Here is an 18,427-nt window from a genome sequence, read left to right as displayed (position 1 = left end):
TGCTTTATTAGCTGTTTTACATATAGTTATAATTAATTATCATGTTTATGGAAGCCTGCTTTGCTACTTAAAGGAATAATAATTAGCATCTGCTTTTTTTGTAGCCAGTTAATGGCGCAGGAATCAGTCACGTTACAATTAAAGTGGACGCACCAATTTCAATTTGCTGGCTATTACATGGCCAAACAAAAAGGCTTTTATAATGAGGCCGGTTTAGACGTCAATATAGTTCCTGCCGATCCAAAACGGCCAAATAGTTTTGGTGCGGTAGAGCGAGGAGAGGCGCAATTTGGTGTAGCACATTCAGGTATATTAGAACGCCGTATTGCCGGTGAACCCTTTGTAGCCATGGCTGCCATATTACAGTTTTCTCCTTACTGTTGGATGGTAAAAGAAACTTCAGATATTTTTCATGCTCGTGATTTTATTAACAAGCGTGTAAGTGAAGTCAGCAAAGAGAGTAATTCTGAGTTACTAACTATGCTTAAGCGCAGTGGTATTGATACCGAAAAACTGGCTGTTTACAAAGGCGATGAATTACAACAAGCATGGATGGAAAATAAATTAGATGCCATAGAAGTGTATGTTACCGACCTACCTTATCATATGGATCAGCAAGGGGTTGCTCATAGACTTATATGTCCACAACGTTATGGGATGGATGTATACGCGGATATTTTATTTACCAGCGATAGTATGGTTAAGTATCACCCCGATACGGTAGAAAAGTTTTATCAAGCAAGTTTAAAAGGGTGGCGCTACGCGGTAATGAATATGGATGAAGCCATTGCTATTACCCAGCAGTTTTATGCGCCTGATCGCAGCTTCCATCAACTGGCATATGAGGCAGAGGTACTGAAAGACTATATTGCTCCACCGAGTACTAATGTGGGTAATATGTCGATGGCCAAATGGCGTTTAATTGCTGATTTATATGAGGTTGATCAAACAAAGTTTGATGAAGTAAAAGCTGATTTTATTTATAAATATAAAAAACAAGAAACGCTGCAGCTTTCTTGGATGCTGATTGCGGCCATTATAATAAGCATTATTTCTATCCCCCTCTATTTACGTTTAATGTTTAAATCGCGCTAGTGGATTACTTACTCTATTCCCTTGCTCTACTAGGTAAAAAAATAACCGCTTAAATAGGCGCTATTGTGCTGGTATAATTAATTGTCTTTTTTATATCCTAAGCTGTTATGACCTTAACTGAGCAATTTTCTGCCCTCGACTCGTTGCTAATGAATACTCGCTCGTATTGGCAATGCACTGCGTTTGATTTTGACGTCTTACCTTGGCCTGAATTACATGCACCCTTAAGCGCTTTATCTGACCAGGCAGTTGCCGAGTTAGACTCTGATCAAGAGCAGCTTTATCAGTTTTTTTCATCTTATATTCCCGCTGTTGAGCAACTTAGCCGATTAGTGTCATTACCTGCCATTCCCAACAGTCGAAAGGAATACCCGTTTTGGATCAGTAATGGTATTAAAGGTCGAAAGTTTACTCAGTTACAAGACTTTGTTGGCGCATTACCCGCTAGTAGCCAGCCTGTATTGGAGTGGTGTGCAGGTAAAGGCCATTTAGGACGAATGTTAGCTTTTAATGGTGCGCAAAGTGTCCACAGCGTTGAGCTACAATCTCATTTGTGTGAACAAGGGCAAAAAAGTGCTCAGCAGCAGGGACTGGCAATGCAATTTAGCCAAGCCGATGTCCTCAAAGATAATACTCAGGATTTTTTCAACCCACACACTCATGCCGTCGCTTTACATGCCTGCGGCGCGTTACACCAAACGTTTATGTATCAAGCTAGTGCGGCAAAAGTACCACAAATTAGCTTTTCACCTTGTTGCTATCATTTATTTACTGATAATAATTACCTAGTGATGAGCGAGTACGCTCAGCAAAGCAGGCTTAATTTAACCCACAGAGATTTAAAGCTCGCCCTGCAAGAAACGGTTACAGCTCCTTCGCGAGTAGGTAAAGTGCGAAAAACAGAAGTGGAGTGGCGACTTGGATTTGATGCCTTAAGAAAGTCACTTACTGGTGAGTCAGTGTATGTCAGCGTTCCTTCAGTAAATAAAGCGATATTTTCAGATTCGTTTGCAGCGTTTTGTAACTGGGCAGCTGATAAAAAAGCTTTAAAGCTACCAAAAGATATTGATTACAATAAGTTTTTATTGATTGGGCAGGCGCGAAAAAAAGTAACAGAGCGAGTTGAACTGGTTCGACATGTGTTTAGAAGAGCAATAGAAGTTTGGCTTGTGCTCGATCGTGCTTTATATTTGCAGCAGCAAGGCTATGACGTCAGTGTTAATACATTTTGTGAGAAGCAATTAACACCCCGTAATATTTTAATTTTAGCCAGTTTAAAAACGCCCTCGACCTAAAAGAGATGTAATGAGAAATTTAAATAACTTACTAGAAAATAATAAACGCTGGGCATCAAGAACGAGCGAAGCGAACCCTGAATTTTTTAAAATTTTATCGATGCAGCAAAACCCAGAATACTTATGGATTGGTTGCTCTGACTCACGGGTGCCAGCTAATCAAATTGTTGATTTACTGCCGGGTGAGCTGTTTGTGCACCGTAATGTTGCCAACGTAGTCGTTCACACCGATCATAATTGTTTATCGGTTATGCAGTACGCGGTCGAAGTATTAAAAGTAAAACATATTATGGTTGTTGGCCACTACGGTTGCGGTGGCGTGCAAGCGGTACTAAACGAGGACCGTTTTGGCTTTATTGATAACTGGCTCCGCCACGTTGGTGATGTAAAAGAAAAACACCTAGAGCAACTTAATGCTCTGCCAGAAAAACAACGCCTGGATCGTTTAATAGAACTCAATGTGATTGAGCAAGTGCGTAACGTATCACGAACCAGCATTGTTCAAGATGCATGGTTAAGAGGCCAGGAACTCACGGTGCATGGTTGGGTATATGGCTTAGAAAATGGTCATTTGCATGACTTAGAATCGGTAGTTAGTTGCGCCGAAGAAGAGTGTGAAAGCTATAAAAAAGCAGTACACCATGTACTAAATAAATCTGCGGACAGTCACCTTTAATATGGCTAAAACGGCGCTAATAATCGGCAGTACCGGCTTAGTTGGCAGCCAGTTATTACAACAGCTGTTAGCATCTCCTTGCTATTCAAAGGTAGTGAGTTTATCGCGCCGCCAATTAGACTTTTCCCACCCTAAATTAATTAGCCATGTTATTGATTTTGAAAATTTGACGCATTATGTTGAATTGTTCAAAGGTGACGTGTTCTTTTCTTGCTTAGGGACCACATTAAAGCAAGCGGGTAGTGTGGCTGCACAACGTAAAGTTGATTTTGAATACCAATTTATTTGCGCGCAAATGGCGGCCAATAACGCTGTTCCGCATTATTGTTTGGTATCGTCAAGTGGCGCAAATGCACATAGTATGAGCCGTTACCTAAAAATAAAAGGGGAGCTTGAGCAGCAGGTAAAGCAGCTTGGCTTTGCACGCTTGAGTATTTTGCAACCGTCTTTATTAGTCGGCGAGCGTTCAGAGCTTAGAATTGCAGAAAAGCTCGGTGAGGTGGTACTTCCACTGCTGATGCGTTTTGGCATCCTCAAACGGTATAGACCCATTACCGGTGAGCAAGTAGCTAATAAATTGCTGAGGGTAAGTATAGAGCAGCAACAAGCAACGGGTTACTATGTGCTGGACGAGCTATTTGAATAACTGAGTGATTAGCGCCATAAAGCAGGTTCGTCTATGGCGTTATATTTATTATTCAGCGTCTGTTTTTGCTGATAATTGCTGTTCAAGTATCGCTACTTTTGCTTCTAATTCAGTTAGCTTTTCACGGGTGCGGATCAGCACTTGGCTTTGAATATCAAACTCTTCACGGCTTACAAAGTCCATTTCGGCAAGCTTATTTTGTAACACTTGCTTGGTTTTACCTTCAAGTGTGTCAGCCAGGTTTTTTACGCCTTGTGGCATGTTATTAGTGATCTGTTTCGCAATTTCTTCAAGTTTTGCTGGGTTAATCATAGTCGTCCCTTGCCTGTTGCCTAAAATGATAATAACTAATATTACCTTATTGGCTAGGCGTATTGTAGTGATTACGTTAAAATTGCCCGTCTTTTTGCAATCAGCTGGTCGTTATGAAACTCAATCCTAAACAAGATGAAGCGGTAAAGTACATTAGTGGTCCTTGCTTAGTATTAGCCGGCGCAGGCTCGGGTAAAACACGAGTTATCACCAACAAAATTGCGTACTTAGTACAGAAATGTGAGTATCAAGCGCGTAATATTGCGGCGGTTACCTTTACCAATAAAGCGGCTAAAGAAATGCGCGAGCGGGTTTTGCAAACCTTAGGCAAACAAGAGTCTAAAGGTTTATGGGTGTCTACCTTTCATACGCTTGGGCTTGAAATCATCAAAAAAGAGTTAAAAACACTGGGTTTTAAGCCTGGTTTTTCGCTGTTTGATGACCAAGATACGAATCAATTACTTGCTGATTTAACCGAAGACGAGCTTAAAAAAGACAAAGACCTATTGAACCTGCTAAAAATGCAAATTGGTAGCTGGAAGAATGAACTCATTTTACCAGAGCGAGCTATTCGCGAAGCCAGAGAGCCGCAAAAGGCATTGTTTGCTCAGCTTTATGCGCGTTATCAAAATCAATTAAGAGCGTATAACGCGCTGGATTTTGATGATTTAATTATGATCCCCACACTGCTTTTAAGCAGTAATGCTACATCACGTGAGCGTTGGCAACAGCGCTTTCGCTATTTACTGGTAGATGAATATCAAGATACCAATACCAGTCAATATCAATTAGTGAAATTACTAGTAGGCGAACGAGCACGCTTTACTGTGGTGGGAGATGACGATCAGTCAATTTACTCTTGGCGTGGTGCTCGTCCACAAAACTTGGTGTTATTAAGTAAAGATTACCCTGGGCTTCGATTAATAAAACTAGAACAAAACTACCGTAGTGCAGGGCGCATTCTTAAAGCAGCCAATATCTTAATTGCAAATAACCCCCATGAGTTTGAAAAGAAGCTGTTTAGTGAGTTGGGCTATGGTGAGCAAATTAAAGTCATTGGTTGTCGCGATGAAGAACATGAATCAGAACGTGTGGTTGCAGAAATTATTTCTCATAAATTTATGAAACGTACCAGCTATAAAGATTACGCCATTTTGTACCGAGGTAACCACCAAGCGCGTGGTTTTGAAAAGTCGTTAATGAGTAACCGTATCCCGTATAAAATTAGTGGCGGGATGTCGTTTTTTTCACGTTCTGAAATTAAAGATATCATGGCTTACTTACGTCTTCTGGTGAATCAAGAAGATGACAATGCTTTTTTAAGAATTGTGAATACCCCACGTCGTGAAATAGGTACAGTTACGCTTGAAAAGCTCGGCACCTTAGCTAATGAAAAACACCAAAGCTTGTTTGCGACCTGCTTTGATAATGACTTAGGGTATAGATTAAAAGGCCGTGGTTTAAATGCATTATCAGGGTTTGCTAGGTGGGTGGTTGAGCTTTCAGATAACGCAGTGCGCAGTGATACACTGGAGGCGGTTAAAGATTTAGTGCGTAATATTAATTACGAAGCTTACTTGTATGAATCATCGCCAAGTGCCAAAGCCGCCGAAATGCGGATGAAAAATGTGTCCGAGCTGTATCGCTGGATAACAGACATGTTAACAGGCGATGCCGATAATCCGCCAATGACACTGGCTGAAGTGGTTAGTAAGTTGACCCTGCGCGATATGCTTGAGCGAAACGAAGAAGAAGATGAAGCTGATGCCGTGCAATTACTTACGCTGCATGCCTCAAAAGGACTCGAGTACCCCTATGTATTTATGGTCGGTATGGAAGAAGGATTGTTACCACACCAAGTAAGCATTGATGAAGATAATGTGGATGAAGAGCGCCGCCTTGCCTATGTAGGTATTACCCGTGCGCAGCAAGAGCTCACCTTAACCTATGCTAAAATTCGTCGCCAGTTTGGTGAAACATCACAAACAGAGCTCAGTCGATTTGTGCAAGAGTTACCGCAAGATGACTTAGCCTTTGAAAACAAAAAAGCGCCTAACACCCAAGCTGAACGGATGGAAAAAGGCCAAGCTCGGGTTGCCAACTTAAGAGCAATGCTGAAAAAGCCACAATAATATATGTTTAGTGTTATTTTAATTCTGAATTTTTAAGTGTAGCTGGTATAGCGCTGGTTAGTGGGTGCTGTTTAGCAACGAATAGGTTTAGACCGTGTTTATCTAAAAGGGCTCTAAAGTTTAATATTGATGGGCCTTTAGCAATCACTTTTATCTGTTTAAGCTTAGTAATAGCGAGCACCCCCTGCAACTGCAAATCGTAGCTTTCTTGTTGTAATACTCGTTTACTGAAGGTGGAGCTAAGCAGTAAATAATCACACTCTATTTCAGTCACCAAATTAAGCTCGCATTTGTCTTTTGCGAAATTGTTTAAGCCAATCGAATAACCGAGTTTCTTAAGCTGTTTTAAGTTCTCTAATTGCTGTGCACTGGCATAACGCAGCTCCTGCTCATCAAATAACAAGCAAAGCTGTTCATTGTTTACCGACTGTTTTAGTGTTGCTTTTAGTAAAGAAAACTCATGCTCTTCTAACAGTAAGCTTGAGCAAGGCAATAGCGCAACGGCTATTTCTGCATTTTGTGCTTGTTGATAAGCTTGTTGAATGAGTTGTAGTTCAACTTTGGCATGCTGTTCTTTATCATTAGCAAATTTCTTTAAAATATCAAAACTGGTAAAGCCAAGGACTGGGTGTTCACCAAAAGCCTCTAATAACGATGCACTCTGATAATGCTCATCTAAGGTTATAATATCTGAGCTACGAAACGTCATAGGTAATACATCAAGATGATGCAATGTTTGTGACTCATGTTGCAACATAGGCTCAGTGAGCAGTGGATGAAATAACTCAAAGCGGTTTTTACCTGAATTTTTAGCATAATACATAGCAGCATCGGCGTCGCGAATGATTTCATCGGTATGTTTATAGCTTTGCTTTGAATAGGTTATCCCAATACTGGCGCCACTTTGTACACACACGCCTTTAGTACAAAACGGCTTTTGCATAATTTTTATAATGCGATTGGCAACATCTTCTGCCTGATTTGGCTCAGTTAAATGGGTTAGTAATACTACAAACTCATCTCCGCCTAGACGAGCTAATAAGTCATGATCACGAATACATTGTGAGAATAATTTACTAACACTAATTAAAAACTCATCGCCGGCATGATGCCCGAGTTGATCATTAATATCTTTAAACTTATCAAGATCAATAAACAGCACTGCAAAGTGTTCATCGCTATGGCGTTGATAATACTGTAGGGTTTTTTCTAGTTGAGTTAAAAATAAATTCCGATTTGGTAAGCCTGTTAGTGAGTCATGGTGAGCATCGTGATAAAGCTGTTGTTCTATTTTTTACGTTCATCTATTTGCATTTGCAAATGTAAATTTGCTTGGCTCAATTCTTTAGTTTTTTCATTAACTCGTGAGGCAAGTTCTTCGTGGCTCTTTTTTAGTGCCTGTGAAGCTAATTTTGTTTGTAATACCGTGGCAATTTGATGCGATACAAAGGTGATCAGTTCTGCATCATCATGTGTAAAAAGGTGTTCATTATTATAAGCTTGGCAAACAATTAACCCTATAACGCCTTGCGAAGTTTTTAGTGGAGCGCCTAGCCAGCTGGTGGCTCTTTTCGATTCATCAATTGGTTTTTCACGCTCTACAATGCCACTATTTAATAACTCTTGTGCTCTTTGCGGATGAATTATTTGTGTTTCTTCGGTGCTTATCACCAGTTCACTGTAGCCTTTTGCAAAGCGCCGTGGTTGAGTGCTGCCTTGAAATTCATCAACACTGTAGGGAAAACTGATCCAACCTGATTCCTTATCATACAAGGCAATATAAAGGTTTTTCGCGTAAGTAATGGTTTTTATTATTTCGTGTATTTGAAAATAAGCATCATCTAAATTTTTAGCTTGGGTTGTCAGCTCTGAAATTTTAAATAATATCTGTTGGCGTTGCAGGGCACTTTTACGCTGTTGTATTTCAATGTTTAATGCGTCATTACTTTGCGTTAATGCTCGGGTTCTTAATTTTACTTCTGATTCGAGTAACTCTCGTTTTTTAACCCGTTCAATTGCGGTGGCTAAATAGAGTGACATGGCCTCAAGCAGGTTTATTTGTTGCGAACTATAACCTTGTTGTGTGTCGTAACTTTGCGCGGCTAACACACCAATAATGTTTCTTTCTTGATAAACCGGAACGCCTACCCAGTGTTCTGCAGGTGTACCCAATGCTTTAAATAAGCCTTGCTGGGCAGCATCATGCATTTGCTGTTTGGTAAAGTAAGTGGTTTTTCCTTGCTTGAAGACATAACCCGTTGCGCCTTCTTCAAAATTATTATCTCGATTAAGTGGTACTGCAATGCCATCTTTTTCATCAGAAAAATAAGATAATTCTAACTGTTGTGATTGGGGGTCAACCAGTACAACATAAAAGCTTTTACTCGGAACATACTTTTGTAAAATGTCATGAATAGCAGGGTAGAGTAAGGTTAGCTCGGCAACAGTACTTGCTTGCTCTGATAATTGTATCAGGGCATTGTGGAGGTGGTAGGCATGTTTGTACTTTTTTAACAGTGCTTTTAATCGTTTGTTTTGGCGCACTACGCTATTAGGTACAGTGAGTTTATCTTCCAATGATGTTTAACCAGTTATAATTTTTTGTATAGTTATTAATCATTATAGTTCCACTTTTAACATTTTGCGTCAAGTAGATATTTTTCTTAATTGTGCAGCGAAAAGTCGGGAATTAGGAACAAAAAAGGCTTACTAAAGAGTAAGCCTTTTATTTAAAACTTTTTGCGCTAGCTAATTTTAGTTAGCAGTCATAAAATCGATTGCTGCGCTTATTTCATCATCAGAACAATCCATACACGTACCACGCGGTGGCATTGCATTAAAACCATTGATCGCATGGTCTAATAAGGTGTCACTACCTTTAGCAAGGCGCGGTGCCCAATCGTCAGCTGATTTAGGAGCACCTAAAGCACCAGTGCCATGACAAGCAAAACAGGCTGCTTGATATACTTGCTCGCCTGAACGAGGACCTGTAGGTGCAGCAACCGCTACTTTCTCACCTTCAAGGTAAACAGCACCAATAGGCGCTAAACGTTTTTTAATTGCATCTTCAGTCATAGAGTTATCATATGGCTGTGCGTATGCGGTGGTTGCTAGCACAAGTAATGCTGCAGCTGATAGTTTTTTCATTTTGCCTTGCCCACTTCAATTTGAACGTGATCAATCACGATTTTAAATGACGGAATTTAGAACAATTATAACTCCACTCAGTGATTTATAAAATGCTCAGAGTCGATTTTATTTATAAATACGACTAATGATTGTCCTAACTCAATAAATTACCTAAATAAAACGGGATCATTAGACATCTAAATGCGATCAGAACCCTAATAATTAGCTAATGGCCAATACGTTACGTACTAGTTTTTCGATTCCTGCATCGGCATCCATAATTGATTGTGCCAACATATAAGCAGGTGTTGTAACCAGCTTATTATTTTTATCAATAACAATATCATCCACTTTACACTCAATATGCTCAGCGCCTAATGTGGTTAAAGCATCGGCCGTGTCGCTATCATTACCAATAGTGAGCTGTGGTTTATTATAAATGAATGGCAATAAAGCGGGTGCAATACACATATAACCGGTGGCTTTATTTGCTTTTGCAAATGCTTTACAAGCGCTCAGTACTTCGTCATTTACTTTCGCGTTAGTGCCATTAATAGCAAAGTCAGATAAGTTTTTAGCTACACCAAAGCCGCCAGGAATAATTAAAGCGTCAAATTGTGTAATGTCTAATTCAGCGAGTGACTTTATATTGCCACGGGTGATTCGAGCCGATTCCACTAATACATTACGCGACTCTGCCATTTCTTCACCAGTAATGTGATTAAGAGTATGGTACTGCGTAATATCGGGTGCAAAACACTGATATTTCGCGTTGTTTTTTTCAATGTGTAATAAAGTAAGCACTACTTCATTAATTTCACTGCCATCAAATACGCCACAACCTGCTAAAATTACCGCTATATTTTTCATATTATTTTGCTCCATTGAAGTCATTTTAATAAAGTTTAACACGACGAATCAGCCTATCTAAAAATTTATTTGCTGGTTTTTTAGCCGCAAAGTAAGTTGTTATGCGCTATATGCCATTTGATAACTAGTAAGGGTAAAAAAATTATAAAGGATCGCTATGATCTTTGATCCATTATGCTAGAATGCTCATCCAGTTATTTAAATGGACGTAAATAATCAAAGTGGGTTACAACACCAGTAACGGTTTAAATGCCTTTTCCACATTGATAAAAAAATAATAAAAAAGAACCTCGAATTATCTTTTTTAAACAAAACAATAAATTACAAACTAATCTAAGCATTTTGCTATGTTTCGGATGGATAGTTTGTGGGTGTTATCTACATAGTTATCCACAAGTTGCTAAAAATGTAGCGCCCTTAATCACATTAATTCACAGTCGTTTTATTTACTGCCTTATGGCATGCTTATACTTATATTACTTTTTTGTATTTAGGATCCAATTTTACCATGGCTCAGATCCCCGAAAACCCGCTTATTCTTGTTGATGGCTCTTCATATTTGTTTCGTGCTTATCATTCTCCACCTCATTTAACTAATTCTAAAGGTGAAGCCACTGGCGCCATTTATGGCGTGGTAAACATGTTGAAAAGTTTGATCAAACAATACGATCCCTCACATATGGTGGTGGTGTTTGATGCCAAAGGTAAAACTTTTAGAAATGACATGTACAGCGAGTATAAAGCGAATCGTCCGCCAATGCCTGATGATCTGCGTACCCAAATAGCGCCGCTACATAGCATTATTAAAGCGATGGGCTTTCCATTAATTAGTATTGAAGGTGTAGAAGCCGATGACGTGATTGGTACATTTGCGCGCATTGCTTCTGAGCAACAACGCCATGTATTAGTATCAACTGGCGATAAAGATATGGCGCAGTTGGTTAATGAGCATGTTACTTTGATCAATACCATGACCGACAGTATTTCAGATCCCGACACTGTGGTTGAAAAGTTTGGTGTTGGACCTGAGCTTATTATCGATTATTTAGCCTTAATGGGCGATAAAGTAGATAATATTCCTGGTGTTGAAGGGTGCGGGCCTAAAACTGCGGTTAAATGGTTACAAAAGTACGGATCGCTTCAGGGCGTAATTGATAATGCTGCTGATATCAAAGGTAAAATAGGTGAAAAGCTTGCAAAAGCGATTGATCATTTACCATTAAGCTATGAACTTGCCACTATTAAGTGTGATGTGGAGGTTGAATCTGATCTTGATACTTTTAAATTGCAAACACCGAATAAAGACGAATTAATTGCCTTATACGGTGAGTGTGAATTCCGTCGCTGGTTAGCTGAATTACTAGACAATCCAAAAGATGCTGACACACATTTAGCGGTTCCAACCCAAGAGAATGAGTTGCCAAAAGTTGAAGATGCGCACTATGAAACGATTTTAACTGAGGCCCAATTTAATACATTGATAGAGCAGCTCAATGAAGCTGAGCTATTTGCTTTTGATACTGAAACAACCAGTTTAGAGTATATGAAAGCGCAGTTGGTAGGGATGAGTTTCGCAGTAAAAGCAGGGGAAGCCGCCTACTTACCGGTTGCACATGATTACCCAGGTGCGCCTGAACAGCTAAGCCTTGAATTTGTGATGCAAAAGCTTGGGCCAATATTAGCTGACGAAAATAAAGCTAAAGTTGGTCAAAATTTAAAATATGATAAAAGTGTGCTTGCCAATGCTGGCTATGAATTAAATGGTATTAAGTTTGATACTATGTTGGAGTCTTATGTTTTTAACAGCGTAGGTACTCGTCATGATATGGACTCATTAGCACTTAAATATTTAGGCCACAAAAATATTAGCTTTGAAGACATTGCTGGTAAAGGTAAAAAGCAGCTCACGTTCAATCAAATCGAACTTGAAAAAGCGGCGCCTTATGCCGCAGAAGATGCCGATATTACTTTGCGTTTACACCAAGTACTATGGCCGAAACTTGAAGCGGATGAAAAGCTTAAATCGGTGTTTGAAAATATAGAAATGCCACTAGTAAGCGTTATTTCTGACATTGAGCGCACCGGTGTTGCTATCGACAGCAACATGTTGGCCACGCATAGCCAACGTTTAGGTGAACGATTACTTGAGCTTGAAAAAGAAGCGTTTGAAATCGCAGGCGAACCGTTTAACTTAAGCTCGCCAAAGCAATTACAAGTACTGTTATTTGAAAAACTAGAATTGCCCGTTATCAAAAAAACACCCAAAGGCGCGCCTTCTACAGCAGAAGAAGTACTGCAAGAATTAGCACACGATTACCCATTGCCTAAAGTGATTATTGAGCATCGCGGTTTATCTAAGCTTAAATCAACTTACACAGATAAATTGCCACTGATCGTGAATGAGCAAACCAAGCGTGTGCATACTTCTTATCATCAAGCGGTAACAGCAACGGGTCGATTAAGTTCAAGCGATCCTAACCTACAAAATATTCCTATTCGTTCAGAAGAAGGGCGCCGTATTCGTGAAGCCTTTATTGCTGCTGATGGATATAAAATTGTGGCGGCCGATTACAGCCAAATAGAGCTGCGTATTATGGCGCATCTTTCACAAGATAAAGGGTTGCTCAACGCCTTTGCAAATGGCTTAGATGTGCATAGCGCTACAGCTGCTGAGGTATTTGGAGTTGAGCTTGAAGAGGTTACATCTGATATGCGCCGTAAAGCTAAAGCCGTTAACTTTGGCTTAATTTATGGCATGTCGGCATTTGGTCTGGCACGTCAACTTGATGTACCACGCCATGAAGCGCAGCATTATATTGATAAATATTTTGAGCGTTTCCCAGGTGTTTTAGAATACATGGAAACGACCCGTGAAAAAGCAGCAGAAAATGGTTACGTAGAAACTATTTTTGGCCGCCGCTTACATTTACCAGAAATAAATGCCCGCAATGGAGCACGCCGCAAAGGCGCTGAGCGCGCAGCAATTAATGCCCCTATGCAAGGCACTGCTGCCGATATTATTAAAAAAGCCATGTTAACAGTACATGCATGGGTTAACCAGCAAGCGCCTAATACGGTTAAGCTACTTATGCAGGTACACGATGAATTGGTATTTGAGATTAAAACAGAGTGCACTGAGCAATACACTCAGCAAATTTGTGAGCTGATGTCACAAGCGGCACAGCTAGATGTACCACTTATAGTTGAAGCTGACGAAGGTGATAACTGGGAACAAGCGCACTAATTTGGTATGCCAAGGATGCCTTGTCTTAGGTAAACACAACAGTTAAAAAGAATTATTTAAAAGCGCCAATAGGCGCTTTTCTTTTAGCTTGCAGGTTAAAAAAAGTTAAATTAAACAGCAGTTTGTATTAAATCGTTAGAGGTTCGTCAATTCGCTTCGAATATCGATAATATGCTTGTATTTTTACGCTTGCTTTTGGTAAAGTGCCGCCCGTCCTCATCCTGTAGGACATCCTGTTGATGATGCATCGTAAGATGCAACGTATTGATAGCTTCTCCCCAGTTTGCTATATCGGCCTATCATATATTTGATGGGCCGTTTTTTTAGCTTTACTCCAAAGCGTAAAATTTATTCTCTAATTGCACTTAGCGTTTCAAGTGATACCATCAGTTTACTGGGCGTTTTCTTTTTACCTCAGCGTACTAGTGATTTTCAATTTGACTGATCAAAGTATTATTTTTTCGGGTATAAATCTTTTATTTTAGGAGTGCATTATGTTTAAAACGTTAGCCATAGCAGGTTTATCTTTATCATGTTTACTAGTTTCAAGTGTTGCATCGGCAAACTGGCAGCTACTCAACGACAAAAGCCAATTAAGTTTTGTCTCAATTAAAAAAAATAGCATTGCTGAGGCAAGCCATTTTACTCAGTTAACAGGCCAACTGAGTGAACAAGGCCAGTTTAGCGTAAACGTTGATTTAACCTCAGCTGAAACGTTTATTCCTATTCGTAACGAGCGCCTCAGCAAGATTTTGTTTGAATCTGACACTTTTGCAAATGCAGTATTAACCGCTGACTTATCTGATAAAGTGTCACTTATTAAGCAGCCTGGGCAGTACGTATTAAAAGGTGTTAGCGCCGAGCTAGACTTTCACGGTCATAAAAAGCCACTTGCAGTTGATGTACTTGTTAGTAGTGCGGCAAACGGTGATTTAAGCGTAGCATCATTCACGCCTATTATTATTAATAGCGATGACTTTAAAGTTACCGAAGGGATAATGCAGTTACAAAAATTAGCCGGCTTACCTTCTATTGCCACTGCAGTACCGGTTACGTTTGCACTGACCTTTAAAAAACAGTGATTTCACTTAACGAACTTAGCAAGCAACTAAGCGAGCCAAGCAAACCTTTTGAACAATGGCAGCCTGCTCATTGCGGGCAATTGCCACTGTTGGTTGATGAGCAAGGCAAATGGTTTTATGCGGGTAGTGAAATTACCCGCCAGGCTATGGTAAAGCTGTTTGCTAGTGTGTTGTGTCGCGAAGATGGGCAGTTTTATTTAAAAACGCCAGTAGAGAAAATTGCGATTGAGGTTAAGGATGCGCCATTTATTATTGTAAGTTGGCATCGTGAGTCGACCTCTGACGGCGATGTTATTTGTTGTATTGATAACCTACAACGTACCTGGTTATTAAGTCATGCAGAGCCACTTTATATCAATGACTACAAAGGCGGTGCAGTGCCTTATATGCAATTACCCCATGGCTGCTTTGCACGAATTGCCAGAAATGTGTTTTATCAGTGGGCTGAAATAGCCGAAACAGATGAGCTCGGCTATTTTATTACTTCCGCGAATGAGCGGTTTTATTTAGGGTAATTACTCTGCGTCGGCGGGTGGAATAGCTACGATAGGGCCTAAGTACCACTCATCTAACTTTTTAGCGACTTCTGGTAAGCCTGTGCCTTTAAGTGATGAAAATGCATGAACTGTTATATCGCCATCTAATTCACTCAATTCACGACGAACACTAAGTACCTGTGATTTACGTGGACCTTGCTTGAGCTTATCTGCTTTAGTTAATAGTGCCAATACTGGAATTTCACTACCTACAGCCCAATTAATTAAATCGCGGTCTAAATCTTTTAATGGGTGACGAATGTCCATTAACACCACAATACCTTTTAAGCTTTGACGTTTTTGTAGGTATTCGCCTAGCGACTTTTGCCATTTCTTTTTCATTTCAATTGGCACTTTCGCAAAGCCATAACCTGGTAAGTCAATTAGGCGCATGTCATCGACATCGGCAAGTTCAAATGTGTTGATCAGCTGAGTACGGCCAGGTGTTTTACTAGTACGTGCTAACTTTTGATCGGTAAGGGCATTAAGCGCACTTGACTTACCTGCATTAGAGCGACCGGCAAACGCGACTTCAATTCCCGTATCAGCAGGTAATTTAGTGATGTCTGGCGCGCTTGTAACAAAAGACGCAGTGTTATACTTGATACGAGATTTGAGCACAGGCTCTCCTAAAACTAAAAAAAATAACATTGGGTAAACCAAATTCACCCGTGGCGCGTATTTTATACTATAAAGTAGCTATTAAAAAGTGTATTTGAGCATGTAAAACCGTTGCTGATGGTACATTTTAACTGGCTTAGCGATTAATTTTACTCAAAACCCTATAATTTATAGGTTTAATGTGTGTAGAAAACGTGCCAGAGAATTTAATATCGTGTAGAATATAAAAATCACAACATCCATATTGTAGATGATACAGGGTCGGAAACAGAGAATTCACCATGAAAAAAATAGCACTATCTTTAACTATATTGCTTGGTGCGTTGTCAGCAAGCAACGCAACAGCATTTGATGGCGATGTAAACGCAGGTAAAGAAAAATCAGCAACGTGTGCGGCTTGTCACGGCCCAGACGGTAATGCGCCGGTTAACATCTACCCAAAAATTGCAGGCCAACACGCAGATTACATATACAAGCAACTTACTGAATTTAAATTAGGTATGACCTCAGGCGGTAAAGAAGGTCGTATGAATCCAGTAATGAGCGGTATGGCAATGCCATTGAGCGATCAAGATATGAAAGACTTGTCTGCTTACTTTGCTTCTTTGAATATGTCAGAAGGTGCTACACCTAAAGATGTTCAAGAAACAGGCGCCATGTTATACAAAGCGGGTGACGCTGAACGCGGAATTCCATCATGTGCGGCTTGTCATGGTCCACGTGGTAATGGATCTTCATTAGCTAAATTCCCAAAAATTTCTTTTCAACATCCAGAATACATCAAGTCACAACTTGAACAGTTCAGAGATGGTACTCGTAATAACGACCTAAACGGTGTTATGCAAGACATTGCTAAGAAACTAACTGATAAAGACATTGAAACATTATCTAAATACCTTGGTGGTCTACACTAAAGTCGTATTTATTTAGATATTGTTAACATAATACAATGTTAATTAGACAAAAAGCAGCTTTAGCTGCTTTTTTTGTTTCTGCTATGACCGATAAAGCCCCCTCACTTGTAAGACATTGACCATGCTTTGGTGTAAGAAAAGTCTCATTTTATTTTTTTTATTTAAGTTAACCTGCTGTAATTTATATATTTTAGCCTTTTTCCTTATGTTTAGCTTAAGAAAAAAGATATAAATTAGTTGTAACAAAATTATTAACGAGTAAATTAAGCCCTGTCGCAACAACAATAACAAATAGGAAAACGTTATAAGGATAGTAGCGCGGCACGACTAAATAGCACATTGAGAGTGCTACTAAAGGAAATAACAATAAAGTGTCAGGAAAGACCGAAAATAATAAAAAAACGCATGGAAGTTTAATAATAAAAACAAAATGGAATGCTACACGGAAGATAAATAATAAAAATACGGATAGATAAATAATAATAAAAATAATAAAGACTAAAAAGTCGAAGGGAGAAGTGTCCATATAATGGCGCTCAGATTAGCAGGCGGTAGAGATGTTTTCTCTACCGCCTTTTTATTTGTCCTGTTACAATACCCCCCGTTTAAAAAAAGCATCTAAATATGCTTTGGCGTATATAGAGAAGCCCAACCTCTAAAACGCAAACCGAATTCTTCTGGCTAGGCCAGCATCGCGATGCCCATTGAGTTGCGCCTCGCTCAAAACCTCTTAGGTGAGACGATCAAGATATGAGTAGAAAGAAAAAGTCACGTAAAATTCCATCAAATGGGCCAGTTCGTTTAAGCCAAGATAAGCTTAAAGAGATGCGCGCATTGAAAGAGCAACGTGTAAAGAAAACCAAAGGCGCTAAGCCAGGTTCACGTAATGCACCTGATGCATTGAGTAATGACACTCAAAAAACAGGTTCGGCTGCTAAAGACAAGCGTGTTGGTAGTAAAAAAGCAGTACCATTAGTTGCCCCAGCCGCTGAACCAAAAGTCGAAATGAAACGTAATCTTAAACCTGTAGCAGAGCTTAAAAAGGCGATTGAGCCTGAGTTAACGCCTGAGCAAGAGCTAGAAGCGCTTGAAAACGATGAGCGCTTGCTTAAATTAGTTGAGCGTCATGAGCAAGGTGAAATGCTAACGGGTAAAGATGCAAAATACTTTAATAGCCGTATAGCGCGTCACCAAGTACTGTGTAAGTTATTAGGCATTGAAGATGAAGAAGAGTTAGAAGATGACTTCAGTGATGAAGAAAGCAGTTCAGATTTTGATCAATACCTATCAAACGATCTAGCTAATGAATGGCTAGATGACGACGAAGATAAGTAATAAGGATACATAATGAGTACAGCAGTGATCTTAGCCTTAGTTGTAGGTGCTGCTATTATAGCGGGCTTAGCATTTTATGCGGGTCAGTTGCTCTACAAGCTAAATGTGCAAAAAAAGCTAATTAGCAAACAGCAGGCAGAGCAACAGCAAAAGCTTAAGCAGTCGCGTTTAAAACGTAATGCAAAGCTAGCCGATAGTATTCATTTAATTGCACGTGCGATGAACGAAAAGCAGTGTGATTACTCTGAGGGCTGTTTACGTATTTGGGTGCTGATGTCGCAATATAGTTTTGATACTGAGCGCGACTTAACAACTGCGTACCCAGGCATTTATAAAATGTACGACGTGGTAAAAGAAATGCCAACTCACGATTCGCGAAAAAAATACGCTAAAAAAGAGATTTTTAAGCAAGATACCGCTCGTTGGCGTGCGGAAGAATCACTGAGTGACGAAATTAAAGCCGACTGTGAAAAAATCATTATTGAGTTTAAAGCAGCACAAGGCAGCGAAAAACGTAGTTTTTAATTAATTTTACAGCAT

The 18,427-nt window shown here is 39.7% G+C and carries 14 protein-coding genes and 2 pseudogenes; 11 read left to right on the top strand and 5 right to left on the bottom strand.

The features are described from left to right. Positions 1-111 precede the first annotated feature (111 nt). The 4 genes from P20439_RS14320 (at position 112) to P20439_RS14305 (ending at position 3,712) form a co-directional block, all read left to right on the top strand. Positions 112-1,095 (top strand): ABC transporter substrate-binding protein, encoded by a 984-nt coding sequence (locus tag P20439_RS14320; protein WP_036934250.1) that lies wholly within the window; start codon positions 112-114, stop codon positions 1,093-1,095. A 107-nt stretch (positions 1,096-1,202) separates the two neighbouring features. Further along, positions 1,203-2,390 (top strand): methyltransferase, encoded by a 1,188-nt coding sequence (locus P20439_RS14315; RefSeq protein WP_008112740.1) that lies wholly within the window; start codon positions 1,203-1,205, stop codon positions 2,388-2,390. Positions 2,391-2,400: 10 nt separating this feature from the next. Next, positions 2,401-3,066 carry a carbonate dehydratase gene (gene can, locus P20439_RS14310; RefSeq protein WP_008112739.1) on the top strand — a complete coding sequence of 222 codons (666 nt, stop codon included), beginning with the start codon at positions 2,401-2,403 and terminating at the stop codon, positions 3,064-3,066. A 1-nt stretch (position 3,067) separates the two neighbouring features. After that, entirely contained in the window at positions 3,068-3,712 is a 645-nt protein-coding gene (locus P20439_RS14305; RefSeq protein WP_008467926.1) for an NADH dehydrogenase, read from the top strand. 48 nt (positions 3,713-3,760) lie between these two features. Here the strand turns inward: P20439_RS14305 and P20439_RS14300 are convergent, their stop codons facing one another. Continuing rightward, complete coding sequence (locus tag P20439_RS14300) at positions 3,761-4,024, bottom strand: accessory factor UbiK family protein (RefSeq protein ID WP_008112735.1); 264 nt, start codon at positions 4,022-4,024, stop codon at positions 3,761-3,763. Positions 4,025-4,137: 113 nt separating this feature from the next. On the opposite strand from P20439_RS14300, the gene rep reads away from it, so the two are divergent. After that, positions 4,138-6,156 (top strand): DNA helicase Rep, encoded by a 2,019-nt coding sequence (gene rep, locus P20439_RS14295; RefSeq protein WP_008467923.1) that lies wholly within the window; start codon positions 4,138-4,140, stop codon positions 6,154-6,156. 13 nt (positions 6,157-6,169) lie between these two features. On the opposite strand, the pseudogene P20439_RS14290 reads toward rep, so the two are convergent. The 3 genes and pseudogenes from P20439_RS14290 to elbB form a co-directional block, all read right to left on the bottom strand. Continuing rightward, positions 6,170-8,733, bottom strand: a pseudogene (locus P20439_RS14290) (diguanylate cyclase domain-containing protein). 177 nt (positions 8,734-8,910) lie between these two features. Then, entirely contained in the window at positions 8,911-9,303 is a 393-nt protein-coding gene (locus P20439_RS14285) for a cytochrome c5 family protein (protein WP_008467917.1), read from the bottom strand. 204 nt (positions 9,304-9,507) lie between these two features. Beyond that, the gene (gene elbB, locus P20439_RS14280) at positions 9,508-10,155 is read right to left on the bottom strand and encodes an isoprenoid biosynthesis glyoxalase ElbB (RefSeq protein ID WP_010390362.1); all 648 of its coding nucleotides are present in this window, start codon (positions 10,153-10,155) and stop codon (positions 9,508-9,510) included. Positions 10,156-10,663: 508 nt separating this feature from the next. On the opposite strand from elbB, the gene polA reads away from it, so the two are divergent. The 3 genes from polA to P20439_RS14265 all read left to right on the top strand — a co-directional run bounded on the left by polA (position 10,664) and on the right by P20439_RS14265 (position 14,996). Further along, entirely contained in the window at positions 10,664-13,399 is a 2,736-nt protein-coding gene (gene polA, locus P20439_RS14275) for a DNA polymerase I (protein ID WP_008467914.1), read from the top strand. Positions 13,400-13,893: 494 nt separating this feature from the next. Continuing rightward, a complete protein-coding gene (locus tag P20439_RS14270; protein WP_008467909.1) occupies positions 13,894-14,481 on the top strand; it encodes a YceI family protein in 588 nt (195 codons plus the stop codon). Further along, a complete protein-coding gene (locus tag P20439_RS14265) occupies positions 14,478-14,996 on the top strand; it encodes a DUF1285 domain-containing protein (RefSeq protein WP_008467906.1) in 519 nt (172 codons plus the stop codon). The genes P20439_RS14270 and P20439_RS14265 overlap by 4 nt, the downstream gene beginning before the upstream one ends. On the opposite strand, the gene yihA is transcribed toward P20439_RS14265, so the two are convergent. Then, positions 14,997-15,638: a ribosome biogenesis GTP-binding protein YihA/YsxC gene (yihA, locus tag P20439_RS14260; protein WP_008112719.1), complete on the bottom strand. Its 642-nt coding sequence runs from the start codon at positions 15,636-15,638 to the stop codon at positions 14,997-14,999. 281 nt (positions 15,639-15,919) lie between these two features. On the opposite strand from yihA, the gene P20439_RS14255 reads away from it, so the two are divergent. The 3 genes and pseudogenes from P20439_RS14255 (at position 15,920) to P20439_RS14245 (ending at position 18,416) form a co-directional block, all read left to right on the top strand. Beyond that, positions 15,920-16,552 carry a cytochrome c gene (locus tag P20439_RS14255; protein WP_008112717.1) on the top strand — a complete coding sequence of 211 codons (633 nt, stop codon included), beginning with the start codon at positions 15,920-15,922 and terminating at the stop codon, positions 16,550-16,552. A gap of 750 nt (positions 16,553-17,302) precedes the next feature. Continuing rightward, positions 17,303-17,887, top strand: a complete 585-nt coding sequence (yihI, locus tag P20439_RS14250) for a Der GTPase-activating protein YihI (protein ID WP_008467902.1) — start codon at positions 17,303-17,305, stop codon at positions 17,885-17,887. Between the two features lie 12 nt (positions 17,888-17,899). Beyond that, a pseudogene (locus P20439_RS14245) lies at positions 17,900-18,416 on the top strand (DUF2489 domain-containing protein). Positions 18,417-18,427: the final 11 nt, after the last annotated feature.

The sequence above is a fragment of the Pseudoalteromonas sp. BSi20439 genome (genome assembly GCF_000241165.1).
GTDB lineage: Bacteria > Pseudomonadota > Gammaproteobacteria > Enterobacterales > Alteromonadaceae > Pseudoalteromonas.
The sequence above is the reverse complement of the archived record's forward strand: the minus strand, read 5'-3'. Positions and strand labels throughout refer to the sequence as shown.